This window comes from Bradyrhizobium sp. SZCCHNPS1003, assembly GCF_032381555.1.
In the GTDB taxonomy this organism is placed as follows: Bacteria; Pseudomonadota; Alphaproteobacteria; order Rhizobiales; family Xanthobacteraceae; genus Bradyrhizobium.
Map to the genome: position 1 here is coordinate 52203 of NZ_JAUHIU010000022.1, position 12672 is coordinate 64874.

Below are 12672 nucleotides of genomic sequence, written 5' to 3' on the forward strand. Positions count from 1 at the left end.
GCAGCTATTGCAGCGTCGGGTCGAGCCGGTCGCGCAGCCAGTCGCCGATCACGGACACCGCAAGCGTGGTCACGACGATGATGATCGCCGGCGCCAGCATGATCCACGGCGCGCGCGTGAGATATTCGCGGCCATAGCCGACCATGTTGCCGAGGCTCGTCATCGGCGGCTGCACGCCGAGCCCGAGGAACGAGAGGCCGGACTCCAGCAGGATGACTTCCGGAAACACCAGCGTCATCGACACGATCAGGGTCGAGGCGATGTTCGGCAGGATGTGCTTGAGATACACGCGCTGCGGCGTCGCGCCGAGCTGGCGCACGGCGGCGGCGTAGCCTTGCGCATTGGCGGAGATCGCGAGCCCGCGCGCGATGCGCGCATAGCGCTCCCAGCCGAACAGGCCCATCAGCCCGATCAGGAGCGGCAGCGAGTTGCCGAAGAAGGCGAGCACGGCGAGCGCGAGGATGAGGAACGGCATGCTGGCTTGGAAGTCCGCCAGCATCAGCACGAACTGCTCGACCAGTCCGCGAAAATGCGCGGCGAGAAAGCCGAGCGTGGTGCCGGCGATGGCGGAGATCGCGGTTGCGCCGAACGCGATCAGGAGCGAGATCCGGATCGAGACGATCAGGCGCGACAGCACGTCGCGGCCGAGTTCGTCGGTGCCGAGCCAATGCGCGGCGTTGCCGGGCAGTGCCAGGCGATTGCGCAGGTCGAACTTGGTGAAGCCATAAGGTGCGAACTGGTCGGCGAAGACGGCGAGCAGCAGCATTGCCGCGATCCAGCACGCGGCGATCGTGACGGAGACGGGAACGTCGGGCCAGCGCAGCCGCCGCGCGGCAGGTGCCTTCATCGCAACGTCGGTCATGCCTCCGCTCCCTTGCTGCGCAGCCGCGGATCGAGCAGGCCGTAGAGGAAATCGACGATCAGGTTCGACGTGACCATCGTCATCGCCACCAGCAGCAGGATGCATTGCACGACGGCGAGGTCACGATTGGCGACGGCGACGACGAGCAGGCGGCCGACGCCCGGCCACGAGAACACGCTTTCCACCACGACCGCGCCGGCGATCAGGCTGCCGACCATGAAGCCGAGGATGGTGACGGTCGGGATCGCGGCGTTCGGCAGCGCATGGTCGGTGATGACCCGGCGCCAGGGCACGCCCTTGGCTGATGCGGTCCGTATATAGGGCTGGCCGAGGATCTCGAGCATCGCGCTACGCGTGAACCGCGCCAGCACCGCAGCGCCGCCGAAGCCGAGCGTCACGATCGGCAGGATGGCATGACGCCAGGAGTCCTGCCCGCCCGACGGCAGCCAGCCGAGCTGGACGGCGAAGATCAGCACCAGAATCAGCGCCAGCACGAAGCTCGGCACCGTGAAGCCGGCCACCGCCGTGATCATCACGGCGCGGTCGATGGCCGAACCGCGGTGAAGCGCTGCATAGATGCCGGCGGGAATGCCGAGCAACACCTTCACCAGGAACGCCGGGATGGTCAGCGCCAGGGTCGCCGGGATGCGCTCGATGACGAGCTGGATCGCCGGCCGGCCGTCGCGCATCGAGCGTCCGAGCTCGCCCTGGCCGATTGCCTTGAAGTAGTCGAGATATTGCATCCAGATCGGATGATCGAGGCCCCACGCCTTGCGAAACGCGGCGATGACCTCGGGCGGCGCTTCCGGCCCCATGATCATCAGCGCGGGATCGCCCGACAGCCTGAGCACGATGAAGGCGAAGGTGACGACGAGTGCGATCGTCAGCAGCGCGCGCGATAGGCGGATCGCGAAATAGCGCAGCATCACGCGGCATCCTGGGTCTGTGACTGTGGCCCCGTCACGAGATGGCAGGCCACCTGGCGCTGCTGATCCAGCGCGGTGAGCGCGGGCACCTCGTTGGCGCAGCGGGCGGTCGCGCGGCTGCAGCGCGGATGGAAGGCGCAACCGGAAGGACGCGCGGCCGGATTCGGCGGGTCGCCCGTCAGCACGATGCGATTCGAGCTGCGGCGGCCGGGGGCAGGGGAGGCCGAGACCAGCGCCTGCGTATAGGGATGCTGGGGCCGCGCGAACAGATCGTCGGCATCGCCATATTCGACGATGCGGCCAAGATACATCACCGCCACCTTGCTGCTGATCTGCCGGACGACGCGCAGATCATGGCTGATGAACAGCATGGTCAGCCCTAGCCGCGCCTGGAGTTCGATGAGCAGGTTGACCACCTGGGCCTGGATCGAGACGTCGAGCGCGCTGACCGGCTCGTCGCACACCAGGAAGTCGGGCTTGGTCGCGAGCGCGCGCGCGAGCACGATACGCTGGCGCTGGCCGCCAGACAGAGCGCCCGGATAGCGGCGGCCATGGCTGTCGTTGAGATCGACGGATTGCAGCAGCTCGTGCACGCGAGCGTCGCGCTCGGATGTCGTTCCGATACCGTGGATCTCGAGCGGCTCGCGAATCTGCGCGGCAACAGGGAGCCTGCGATCGAGCGCGCCGAGCGGATCCTGGAAGATCATCTGCATGCGCGCGCGCTGCGCGCGCCAGGCCGCCGAGCCTGGTGCTGCGATCGGCGCACCGCCGAAGCGCACGCTGCCCTGGTCGGGCGGCTCGAGCCCGAGCACCATGCGCCCGGTGGTGGATTTGCCGGAGCCGGATTCGCCGACGATGCCGAGCGTCTCGCCCTTCGCAATCGCAAAGCTCAAGCAGTCAACGGCGTGGACCGATGCAGGACGCCCGAACAGGCCGGACCTCATCCGGTAGGTGCGCGAGATCCCGTGGACCTCGACCAGCGGCGCGGTCATTCGGCGGCGAGCTCCACCGGCAGACGCTGCGGCCGCAGGCAGGCCACCGCGCGGTCCGGCTCGATCGGCGCCAGCGGCGGCACGCCGGCATGGCAGCCGTCGCCGGCAAAGGTACAGCGCGGTGCGAAGGCGCAGCCGCTCGGCAGCGCGCGCGGATCGGGCACCGTGCCGGGAATGGCCTGCAGCCGCCGCCTGATGCCATCGAGCGGCGGCAGCGCGCCGATCAGGCCCTGCGCGTAGGGGTGCCAGGGATCATCGAACAGCCTCGTCGCCGGGGCGCGCTCGACGATGCGGCCCGCATACATCACGCAGACGCGGTCGCAATTCTCGGCGACGACGCCGAGGTCGTGGCTGATCAGGACCATCGCCATGTTGAACTCGCGCCGGATGGCCGACAACAGATCGAGGATCTGCGCCTGGATCGTGGCGTCGAGCGCGGTGGTCGGCTCGTCGGCGATCAGGAGGTCGGGCTGGCCGGCGAGCGCCATCGCGATCATGATGCGCTGGACTTGGCCGCCGGAGAACTCGTGCGGATAAGCCGACAGCCGCCGCGCCGCATCGGGAATGCCGACGAGACTGAGCAGCCTGAGCGCCTCGGCCCGCGCGGCCTCGCCGCGCAGCCCGCGATGCAGCGCGAGGCTTTCGCACAACTGGCGGCGGATCGTGAGCACCGGATTGAGCGCGCTCGCCGGATCCTGGAAGATCATCGCGATGCGCCGGCCACGCACCTGGTCGAGCACCCCGCCATCAGCACCCAGCAGCTCGCGGCCTTCGAGCTTGGCTGATCCGGACACTTTCGCCTTGACCGGCAACAGGCCGAGCGCCGCGAGCCACGTCACCGACTTGCCGGATCCGGACTCGCCGACGAGGCCGACGGCCTCGCCCTTGCGGATGTCGAGATCGATGCCATGCAGCACGGGCGTGCCGTCGAAGGCGACCCTGAGGCCGGAGATGCTGACCAGCGGCGCCACGGCATCACGCTCCGTAGTTGCCGGTGCGGAAGTCCATCGCGAAGGCCGGCGAGGCCTTCCACTTGATCGACTTCGGCTTGGCGGTGAAGGTCGCGTTCTGGTGCAGCACCGTGTAGGCCGGGTCCTCGCGCTCGGCGATCTCCAGCATCCGGCGGAACGCCTTCTTGCGGGCCTCGCGATCGGTCGAGGTTTCCAGGAACTCCGACAGCCGGTTGAGCTCGTCGTTGCTCCATTCGCCGACCTGCTGCTGCTGGCCGTTCGGACCGTGCTGGGCGACGAGCGACGACACCGGATCGTTGAACGCGGCCGAGTTCGACCAGTCGCGCACGGCGCGGGTGGGCGCGCGCTCCAGGATCTGCGACCAGTTCTCCTTGGTCTCGATCTGCACGTTCAGGCCGACCGCCTGCCACATCTCGACCAGCACCTGCGCGGTCGCGACCTGGTTGGTGTAGTAGTTGTTCAGCAGGCGATAGGGGATCGGGTCGCCCTTGTAGCCGGCCTGCTTCAGCAGGTCCTGCGCCAGCTTGGGATCGAATGCTGGCACGCTCCAATCGGCGACGAACATGTCGCCGTAGAACTCCCACTGCAGGCCCTTCGGCACGCGGGTGCGGCCGGCCCACAGGCTGTCGACGATGGCCTGGCGGTCGATCGCGTGGGTGAAGGCGCGCCGCACCAGCGGATTGGCGAGCTGCGGATGATTCTTGTCGAACACGGTGAGGCGGTGGTTAAGGATGGTGCCGCCCTGGACCTCGAACGCCGCGTTCTTCTCGATGCCGGCGATCTGGTCCGGCGGGATGTCGCAGGCGAACTGATATTCGCCGGAGAGAAGCCCATTGATGCGGCTCGCGACCTCCGGCACTTCGAGGAAGCGGATGCGCTTCAGCGGCGGGCGGCCGCCCCAATATTCGTCGTGGGCCTCGAGCGTCAGCGACACGTCGGGCTTGAACTCGACGATCTTGTAGGGACCCGTCGTGATCGGCTTGCGCGCCCAGTCGAGGTAGCTCGCCGCCTCCTCCCAGCCGCGCCGGCTCATGATATCGGAGCCGTAGCGCATCAGGCGGCCTTCGATGGTCACGTCAGGCGTCGCGTTGACGAAGCGCACGGTGTATTTGTCGACCGCATCGACGCGGACCAGATCCGGCCACATCCGGCGGGCGACGCCAATCACGTCCGGCGGCAGCTCCTTGCCCGGGCGCGGCGCCGGGATCTTCTCGAACGCCTTGATCGTGCTGCGGCTCTTGGCCTCGCTGTCGCCGAACATGCGCTCGCGGCTGAACGAGAATACGACGTCCTCGGACGTCATCTCGTCGCCATTGTGGAACTTGACGCCCTGGCGCAGCTTGAGCTCGACGGTCTGGTCGTCGATGCGCTTCCACTCGGTGGCAAGGCCGGGAACGGCTTCGAGATTGCCGCGGAAGTTCTTCGAGATCAGGCTTTCCCACAGCGACGAGTAGAACACGCGCTCGCCGACATTGGACTGCTCGCGCAGCACGTCGAGCACGTTCGAGTTGGTCACCTTCTGCACGGCGATGGTGACCGAGGGACGGTTGTCGGCTTGCGCGATCGAGACGCGTGGCAGGATGAAGCTGCCGCCGATCGCGGCGCCGGCGCCGAGCAGGCCGCGGCGGGTGAGCTTGGTCATGGCAATCTCTCGTTTGTCAGCGTGTCTGGATTGGAAACGGATCGGCCTAGACGGCCAGGCCGAGCGAAGCGAGATGCGCAGCGCCGTCCCTGACCTGATCGTGGTTGCGCAGTTCGAGGATCAGGCGCGGGTTGGAATTGAGTCGGGCGAGCGCGCGGAACACGGCGACCCAGCGGATATTGCCTTCGCCCGGCGCCCAGTGGCGGTCGGCGTAGCCATCGGTGTCCTGCAGATGGACATGGGTCAGCATGTCGCCGGCAGAATCGACGTAGTAGTCGACGGGTGGCGCGCCGGTCGAATGGTGCGCGTAGTTGGCATGGCCGGTGTCGAGCGAGACCCGCACCTTGCTGCTGCCCAGCGCCTTCGCCAGTCCAACGCGATCCTGCGGGTTCTTGTCCTCGATGTTCTCGATCACGATCTCGCAGTTGGCCTGCTCGGCAGAGGCAATGACGTCGGTCAAGGTCGCCCGCACGCGCTCGATCAGCGCCTCGCGATTGTCCGGCAGCATGTCGATGTTGTTGGCATCCCAGGTCGTGTACGGCGAGTGGATCACCATCTGGGTGGCGCCGAGAAATTCGGCGAACTCGAGCCCCTGCAGCAGGCGTTTGGTCACGGCGCGGCGGATCATCGGGTCGTGACTGTCGATCTTGAAGCCCCAGAACGGGCCGTGGATGCCCAGCCGACCCGAGTGACCCGACAGCATCGACTTGATCTCCTTGGCGGTGCTGCGCCAGTCGCTGTCGAGAAGGTCCGCTCGGAAGAAGTCCTGGATCTCGAGATCGCGTTGACGTTCGAGCAGCCAGTCGCGATGAGCCGGAATGGACTTGACGGAGAGGGCGGCGCCGAGCACCGGCAGCGTGGTGGTCATGTCGAGGAAACCCTTTCGAGGAAGCCCTTGGCCTGCGTGAGACCCGGCAAGCGCTAGCGGAGTTCGATGACGCTCCCATGAAGGGCTGTGGAGGACGTCCGCGACATGTTGTGCCTTCGTGGGCACGAGGCCGGTCGGCCTCGCAATCCCTGGGGTAGTCGCACGTTCTTCGCTGCTACTTGACGTAGCCGCGGGAATTGCAACAATGCGGCGAAAACGGGGAATTGGGATGACGGTGCGGCGTACGATCGTTGGAACGATGCTTTCGCTCCTGGCGCTGGCGACAGCTGCGTTGAATGAGCCTGCGCATGCGAAGGGGCCTTACGGCTCCATCTCCGTCGCGGGCTGGTCGGGCGGCGCCTACACCGACGACAACACCGGAAAATTCTCGAGCTGCATCGCTTCCGCCAGCTACAAGAGCGGCATCAATTTCGGTGTTCTGGCGCTGCCGACCTTCAACTGGGCTCTCGCCTTCATCCATCCCGGCTGGTCGCTCTCGCAGGGGCAGAAGTTTCCCATCGTGCTCAGCTTCGACGGGCGCAATTCCTACAATGTCGAGGGCTCGGTATGGTCGGCCAACATGGTCGTCGTGCCGATGCCGAACGACTCCAGCCTGATCAAGGCGTTCAGGGCGGCACGGACGATGTCGGCCTTCGCGCAGGGCAATCTGTTCCAGTTCGATCTGAACGGCACGTCCGTGCTGCTGCCGTCGCTGGCGAATTGCGTGCGCATGATCAATGCCGGCGGAATGGCGGCCGCGACGAATTTCACCGTGCAGCACGGCGCTCCCTCGGCGCAGCGTCAGGGAGCGCCGCCCGCCGCCACCGCGACGGCGAGCACGCAGCCGGCGCGGGCGTCGGAGGACTCTCCCGAGTTGCAATTGGAAGCGATGCAGATCGCCTCCAACTTCATTCTCAAAGCCGCGCTGTCGCATCCGGCCATTCTGGGCGGGGGCGAACGGCCAGTGTGGTTGACATCGGGCGGGGTCGCCTGGAAGGCCGACAACGCCACCGGGTTCGTTCGGATCGTGCCGCCGCAGCGGAATGTCGACGGCCTCGAAGTCGCCGCCACGATCATCGGCAACGACGCGCGCGACTGCAAGGGCAAGTTCATCTCGGCGCGCAACAGCGAACTGGTCGACAGCGCCGTCGTGTTCCGCGGCATGTCCTCCTGCGAGGACAGCGAGAAGTCGGACATCGCCGAATACTTCATCTTCCCGCGCAAGGCCGGCGGCTTCGTCCTGTTCTCGGTGGTCACGCCGACCAAGCCGGCCGGTGGCGGCGGTGGCCAGCAGCTGCAGACCCGCGAGGAAGCCAACGCCAACTTCCGCAAGGCGGCCTATACGTCGATCGGGAAATAGGGCTGCCTTCCCTTCGCTACGCCGTCCGCGGGTCGATTTGCCGGCTCACCCTCGCGACCGCTTCGGCCGCCTGACGGCGCGGACCTTGCCGCTGCCGCCGCCGCCGCAATACAGCGTCTCGCCGCCGTCGGATTCCATGCCGGAGACGCCGGTGCCAGCAGGCATGTCGAGCTGGTCGAGCACCTCGCCGGTCGCGGGATCGATGCGCCTGATGTCGCTGACGTCGTCTTCCCAGGTGCCATGCCAAAGCTCGCCATCGACCCAGGTGACGCCGGTGACGAAACGCGTGCACGGGATGCTGCGCAGGATTTGCCCGGTCGCGGGATCGATCTGGTGGATCTTGCGATCGCGATAGGCGCCGACCCAGAGCGATCCCTCGGCCCAGGCGAGCCCCGAGTCCCCGCCTCCCGACGGCGCCGGGATCGTCGCGAGCACGCGGCCATTATCGGGATCGACCTTGTGAATGCGATCTTCGGCAATCTGATAGAGGTGCCGGCCATCGAACGCCGTGCCGGCATGCGAGGGGATATCCAATGACTTCCGTACCGCGCCGTCGGCCGGATCGAACGCCTTGATGCTGTTGCCGGTCGCGATCCACACCTGCCGGCCGTCATAGCTGACGCCGTTGACGCGCTCGGCGTCGTCGAACGGGCCGTACTCGCGAATGATCTCTGCGGTTGCTCGTGTCATGTCTGCCATCCCACTTTTTCCGATGGACCCACGCTAGTCGAGCGACGACCACGCCGGGAGTAACAACGCGGTCGCGAATTCCGGCACGACGGGGCAGGTCCAGCGTTGCGCGCGGCCCCGACCGAACGACTGGACCCTGCCGGACGATGCCAGTCCATCGAGGGCACGCTGCACCGTCCGCTGGCTCGCGCCCAGCGCCAGCGCAAGGCCGGAGCTCGACCATGCCTCACCGTCGGCGAGGCAAGCAAGCACGGTGGCATTGTCGTCCTCGATCGGCTGTGCGAGGACGACGACGTCGTGATCGCGACACGGCACCAGGGCAAAGCCGTCGCGCGTGGCATTGATATCGGCCAGGCCATGGAGGAGCTGGCGCAACCGTCCGATCTCGACGCGCAGGCGGGCGCGGTGCGACTCGTCGGCTTCCTTGCCGCGGAATGCATGCGCGATCAGTGCGGCCCGCGGCACATCATCGGGGACCCCCTCGGCCAGCCGCCGGGCGAGTGCAAACAGCACCGGGCGCCGCGCCAGCGACACGATCTGGCTCGCCCGGCGTACCGCCAATCGGCAGGCATCGATGATCAGCACATCCGACCGGAATAGCGATTCGACGTCGTCGAGCTGCAGCAGGCGTTCCTCGCCGCGCAGGATCATCCGCGCGGCCGGCGCCGACAGCGCCGACGAGGCCCGCTCGATCTCCGCCTGGAGCTCCGGAATGCGGGCCTGCCGCGCCGACCGCGTCGCGCGCTCGAGCGCCGATCGCGCGGTCTTCGTCTGTAGACGGCGCAAGGCCAGTCCGGCGACGATGAGCTCGTAGATCGTGCGCGCGGCCGGCAGAAGCGGCGAGGGATCGAGCTCGGCGAGGCTGCGCTCGGCGTCATCGAGGTGCCCGATCAGAATCATGCGCCTGATCTCTAGGCTGCGCGCATAGGCGGCATTGGCGCGGTCGCCCTGCTGCTCCAGGGTCTCACGCGCCGCTGCGAGCGACTTGGTCGGCCAGCCGAGATCGCGCGCTGCGAGTGCGATCTCGGCCTCTGCGACGGTGCAGCGGGCGCGGGCCAGAACTGCCTTGGGGCCAAAGCTTCGCGCGGCCTGCCGCAGCAGCGCCTTCGCGCGCCCGAAATCGCCAAGCCGCGCCATCGCGATGCCGCGCAGCGCCAGCGCCGGGGGATCATCGCGCAACGCAACCCGGTTCAATGCGCCGAGCGGATCGCCCGCAGCGAGTGCCTGCGCCGCCGCTGAGATCAGCGAGTCCATGCAAATCCCGCCATACTTGTCACTCCCGGCCCCTCCCGTACCGATCCTAGTCTGAGCTGCGGTCAACACGCAAAAGGATGACGATCATGACCATGCATATCACCGGGACGCGCGAAGATTGGTTGAAGGCCCGGCTCGACCTGCTGCAAGCCGAGAAGGAACTCACCCGCCGCAGCGACGAGTTGGCGGAGCGCCGCCAGGCCCTGCCATGGGTGCGCGTCGACAAGGCCTATCGCTTCGACACCGAGGACGGACCCGCCGCGCTGCCCGACCTGTTCAGGGGGCGCTCGCAGCTGCTCGTCTATCACTTCATGTTCGGACCCGACTTCCAGGCCGGCTGCCCGTCCTGCTCGATGATTGCCGACGGCTTCAACGGCTTCCAGGTCCATCTCGCCAATCACGACGTGATGCTGTGGGCGGTGTCACGCGCGCCGCTGGCGAAGCTGAAGGCGTACAAGGCGCGGATGGGCTGGACCTTCCCGTGGGCGTCATCGGCGAGCAGCGACTTCAACTTCGACTTCAACGTCGCGATCACCGAGGAGCAGCAGCGCCGGGGCGGCACCGACTACAACTACCGCACCAGTCCTCCGCTCGGGGCTGGCGACGTGCCGGCGATGGTGGCGGAGATCGCCGCCGGCACCGGCACGGATGGCGCGACCTTCATGCGTGATCGCCCGGGCATGAGCGCCTTCATCATCGAGGATGGTGCCGTCTATCACACCTATTCGGCCTATGCGCGCGGCCTCGATGGGCTGTGGGGCGCCTATCAATGGCTCGATCGCGCACCGAAGGGCCGCAACGAGCAGGGCGTGTGGTGGCGCCGCCGCGACGAATACGGCAAGCGCTGACACGCAGGAGCAAAGCCATGGCGTTCTTCCACTCCAGGATGCGCGCGATGCCCGACATCGCCAATGGTCTCCGCTTCGCTGCGGCGCCGACCTTCGCGCTGATGGCCGTGCTGAACGCCATGGCGCGTGACGGCCGGTCGGACGTGATCTGCACGGCCATGCCGGCGGGCGCGCCGCTCGGCGACATGACGGTGATGTATTTGCTGATGAGCGCGTTCCACCTCGTGCCATGGTTGAAGCGCATCGGCCGCTACGTTGCTATTCGAGCGAGCGGACGATGTGCTGCTTCAGCCGTTGCGCCGGCAGCGACAGACCCTTGACCTCGAGCAGCGCGATCTCGGTGTCCTTGAGATCCGGCAGGTCATGGCCGTCGAGCACGTGCAGGCCTGCCGGCACCATGTCCTTCGGCAGCACCGCGAGCCCGAGCCCGGCCTTGACCGCGGCATGCGCGCCGGACAAGGCGGCGCAGGTGTAGGAGATGCGCCACGGCTTCCCCGCTCTGTCGAGGGCCGTGGTGGCGCGCTTGCGGTAGACGCAGGGCGGCGGCGACACCACCAGCGGCACCTTCGCGCCGTGATGCAGGAAGTCGCGGCTGCCGGACACCCACACCAGCGGCTCGCGCCAGACGCGCAGGCCCTTGGCGCGCACCGACGGCTCCTGCTTGACCAGCACCAGATCGAAATCGCCGGCGCGGAAGCGGTCGACCAGGTTGAGCGTCAGGTCGCAGGTGACTTCGAGCGCGACAGACGGATAGGCCTGCGCGAATCGCGCGAGCACCTCGGGCAGATGGCGGGTCGCGAAATCCTCCGGCGTCCCCAGCCGCACCACGCCGGTCATCATCGGCTCGCCGAACCGCGCCACCGCCTCGTCGTTCAGGTCGAGCAGCTTCTGCGCGTAGTCCAGGAACAGCTTGCCCTCGGTGGTCAGTGCCACCGCGCGCGGCGAGCGCTCCAGCAGCTTGGCGTTGACCGCGCTTTCGAGCCGCCCGATCTGCAGCGAGATCGTCGATTGCTGGCGTCCGAGCCGCTCGGCGGCCTGGGTGAAGCTGCCGAGCCGCGCGATGGTCGCGAAGGTGCGCACGAGGTCGATGTCGAGATTGGTCAACGTCTTCGGCATGGGCGGTCATGATTGAGAAACACAATGGTAAAGGTTTCAATAATCAATTTTACAAATTATCGCCATTTGCTGCAAGTGCGGCCGGCGCCCATTGGTGGCGCCCTTGGAGGGCGGAGGCCGGCACCAGAGGCCGTCCGCCCGATGCGGAGTAGGGCTTCATGGGGCTGACCGAACTTGCGTTTCAGAATCTGCTGTCGCCGATGGTGTTGTTCTTCGTGGTCGGCCTCGCCGCCGCGCTGGCGAAGTCCGATCTCACCGTGCCTGAGGCGGTGGCGAAGCTGCTGTCGCTCTATCTCCTGATGTCGATCGGCTTCCGCGGCGGTGTCGAGGTCGCGCATCACGGCATGAGCTGGGATCTGGTCGCCGCGATCTGCGCCGGCGTCCTGCTGTCATATTTCACGCCGATTCTGGCCTATCTGCTGCTGACGCGAATGAGCCGGCTGTCGCCGGTCGACGCCGCGGCCGTGGCCGGACACTACGGCTCGATCTCGGCGGTGACATTTGCCGCCGTCACCGGCGCGCTCAATCTCGTGTCGTTGCCGTTCGCGGGCTACATGGTCGCGGTCGCGGCTGCGATGGAGACGCCCGCGATCGTGTCAGCACTGCAGCTCGCGCGTCCGCATCGCAAGACTGAAACGGGGGACGGGCATTCGATGTGGCGCGAGGTGATGCTGAACGGCTCGGTGGTCACTCTGCTCGGCGCCTTCCTGGTCGGCATGATCACCGGCCCCAGGGGGCTCGCGACGGTGAAGCCGTTCCTGGTCGATCTGTTCCCAGGCTTCCTCTGCGTGTTCCTGCTCGACATGGGCTTGATCGCAGGCCGCGGCCTGCAGCACGGCCGCAAATATCTCAGCGTGCCGCTGTGCAGCTTCGCCGTGCTGATGCCGCTGATCGGCGCGACGCTGGGCGCTCTGCTCGCGAGCGCCATCGGGCTATCGGCCGGCTCGGCCGCCGTGCTGATGACGCTCGCGGCCTCCGCGTCCTACATCGCCGTGCCCGCGGCGCTGCGGCTGGCGCTGCCGGAGGCCAATGCGGCGATCCCGCTCACGCTCTCGCTCGGGATCACCTTTCCGTTCAACCTGCTGGTCGGCATTCCGCTCTATATCGGCGCTGCGACGATGCTCGCCGGCGCCGTGAAATGAG

13 protein-coding genes are annotated in these 12672 nt (G+C 67.3%); 4 read left to right on the forward strand and 9 right to left on the reverse strand.

What is annotated here, in order from left to right; genetic code table 11:
• Nucleotides 1–4: 4 nt before the first annotated feature.
• From QX126_RS29020 to QX126_RS29045, 6 genes are read right to left on the reverse strand one after another with little or no spacing between them, the layout of a single operon-like run.
• Complete coding sequence (locus tag QX126_RS29020) at nt 5–862, reverse strand: ABC transporter permease (RefSeq protein ID WP_315785490.1); 858 nt, start codon at nt 860–862, stop codon at nt 5–7.
• A complete protein-coding gene (locus tag QX126_RS29025; RefSeq protein ID WP_315785493.1) occupies nt 859–1788 on the reverse strand; it encodes an ABC transporter permease in 930 nt (309 codons plus the stop codon). The genes QX126_RS29020 and QX126_RS29025 overlap by 4 nt, the downstream gene beginning before the upstream one ends.
• The gene (locus QX126_RS29030; protein WP_315785496.1) at nt 1788–2780 is read right to left on the reverse strand and encodes an ABC transporter ATP-binding protein; all 993 of its coding nucleotides are present in this window, start codon (nt 2778–2780) and stop codon (nt 1788–1790) included. Before QX126_RS29030 ends, QX126_RS29025 begins: the two co-directional genes overlap by 1 nt.
• Nucleotides 2777–3751 (reverse strand): ABC transporter ATP-binding protein, encoded by a 975-nt coding sequence (locus QX126_RS29035; protein ID WP_315785499.1) that lies wholly within the window; start codon nt 3749–3751, stop codon nt 2777–2779. The genes QX126_RS29030 and QX126_RS29035 overlap by 4 nt, the downstream gene beginning before the upstream one ends.
• Before the next feature lie 4 nt (nt 3752–3755).
• Complete coding sequence (locus QX126_RS29040) at nt 3756–5393, reverse strand: ABC transporter substrate-binding protein (protein ID WP_315785502.1); 1638 nt, start codon at nt 5391–5393, stop codon at nt 3756–3758.
• 46 nt (nt 5394–5439) lie between these two features.
• Nucleotides 5440–6261: a sugar phosphate isomerase/epimerase family protein gene (locus tag QX126_RS29045; protein WP_315785505.1), complete on the reverse strand. Its 822-nt coding sequence runs from the start codon at nt 6259–6261 to the stop codon at nt 5440–5442.
• A 229-nt stretch (nt 6262–6490) separates the two neighbouring features.
• On the opposite strand from QX126_RS29045, the gene QX126_RS29050 reads away from it, so the two are divergent.
• Nucleotides 6491–7621 (forward strand): hypothetical protein, encoded by a 1131-nt coding sequence (locus tag QX126_RS29050; protein ID WP_315785508.1) that lies wholly within the window; start codon nt 6491–6493, stop codon nt 7619–7621.
• Nucleotides 7622–7666: 45 nt separating this feature from the next.
• Here the strand turns inward: QX126_RS29050 and QX126_RS29055 are convergent, their stop codons facing one another.
• Nucleotides 7667–8311, reverse strand: a complete 645-nt coding sequence (locus QX126_RS29055) for a PQQ-binding-like beta-propeller repeat protein (RefSeq protein WP_315733775.1) — start codon at nt 8309–8311, stop codon at nt 7667–7669.
• A gap of 33 nt (nt 8312–8344) precedes the next feature.
• Entirely contained in the window at nt 8345–9565 is a 1221-nt protein-coding gene (locus QX126_RS29060) for a helix-turn-helix domain-containing protein (RefSeq protein ID WP_315785510.1), read from the reverse strand.
• An 86-nt stretch (nt 9566–9651) separates the two neighbouring features.
• Here QX126_RS29060 and QX126_RS29065 point away from each other — a divergent pair, with 86 nt between their 5' ends.
• Together QX126_RS29065 and QX126_RS29070 are read left to right on the forward strand one after the other, a co-directional pair.
• Nucleotides 9652–10413, forward strand: coding sequence for a DUF899 domain-containing protein (locus tag QX126_RS29065; RefSeq protein WP_315785512.1), 762 nt, complete (start codon nt 9652–9654; stop codon nt 10411–10413).
• Between the two features lie 17 nt (nt 10414–10430).
• A complete protein-coding gene (locus tag QX126_RS29070) occupies nt 10431–10733 on the forward strand; it encodes a hypothetical protein (protein ID WP_315785515.1) in 303 nt (100 codons plus the stop codon).
• On the opposite strand, the gene QX126_RS29075 is transcribed toward QX126_RS29070, so the two are convergent.
• Nucleotides 10672–11529 carry a LysR substrate-binding domain-containing protein gene (locus tag QX126_RS29075; RefSeq protein WP_315785518.1) on the reverse strand — a complete coding sequence of 286 codons (858 nt, stop codon included), beginning with the start codon at nt 11527–11529 and terminating at the stop codon, nt 10672–10674. The two genes, QX126_RS29070 and QX126_RS29075, sit on opposite strands and share 62 nt — an antisense overlap.
• A gap of 158 nt (nt 11530–11687) precedes the next feature.
• On the opposite strand from QX126_RS29075, the gene QX126_RS29080 reads away from it, so the two are divergent.
• The gene (locus QX126_RS29080; RefSeq protein WP_315785519.1) at nt 11688–12671 is read left to right on the forward strand and encodes a sodium-dependent bicarbonate transport family permease; all 984 of its coding nucleotides are present in this window, start codon (nt 11688–11690) and stop codon (nt 12669–12671) included.
• The last annotated feature ends 1 nt before the right edge of the window (nt 12672 follow it).

Excerpts from the sequence above, each read along its gene's own strand:
- QX126_RS29030 (WP_315785496.1), bottom strand. The coding sequence starts at position 2,780 with ATGACCGCGCCGCTGGTCGAGGTCCACGGGATCTCGCGCACCTACCGG.
- QX126_RS29070 (WP_315785515.1), top strand. The coding sequence starts at position 10,431 with ATGGCGTTCTTCCACTCCAGGATGCGCGCGATGCCCGACATCGCCAAT.
- QX126_RS29050 (WP_315785508.1), top strand. The coding sequence starts at position 6,491 with ATGACGGTGCGGCGTACGATCGTTGGAACGATGCTTTCGCTCCTGGCG.
- QX126_RS29055 (WP_315733775.1), bottom strand. The coding sequence starts at position 8,311 with ATGACACGAGCAACCGCAGAGATCATTCGCGAGTACGGCCCGTTCGAC.
- QX126_RS29075 (WP_315785518.1), bottom strand. The coding sequence starts at position 11,529 with ATGCCGAAGACGTTGACCAATCTCGACATCGACCTCGTGCGCACCTTC.
- QX126_RS29045 (WP_315785505.1), bottom strand. The coding sequence starts at position 6,261 with ATGACCACCACGCTGCCGGTGCTCGGCGCCGCCCTCTCCGTCAAGTCC.
- QX126_RS29080 (WP_315785519.1), top strand. The coding sequence starts at position 11,688 with ATGGGGCTGACCGAACTTGCGTTTCAGAATCTGCTGTCGCCGATGGTG.
- QX126_RS29040 (WP_315785502.1), bottom strand. The coding sequence starts at position 5,393 with ATGACCAAGCTCACCCGCCGCGGCCTGCTCGGCGCCGGCGCCGCGATC.
- QX126_RS29020 (WP_315785490.1), bottom strand. The coding sequence starts at position 862 with ATGACCGACGTTGCGATGAAGGCACCTGCCGCGCGGCGGCTGCGCTGG.
- QX126_RS29025 (WP_315785493.1), bottom strand. The coding sequence starts at position 1,788 with ATGCTGCGCTATTTCGCGATCCGCCTATCGCGCGCGCTGCTGACGATC.
- QX126_RS29060 (WP_315785510.1), bottom strand. The coding sequence starts at position 9,565 with ATGGACTCGCTGATCTCAGCGGCGGCGCAGGCACTCGCTGCGGGCGAT.
- QX126_RS29065 (WP_315785512.1), top strand. The coding sequence starts at position 9,652 with ATGACCATGCATATCACCGGGACGCGCGAAGATTGGTTGAAGGCCCGG.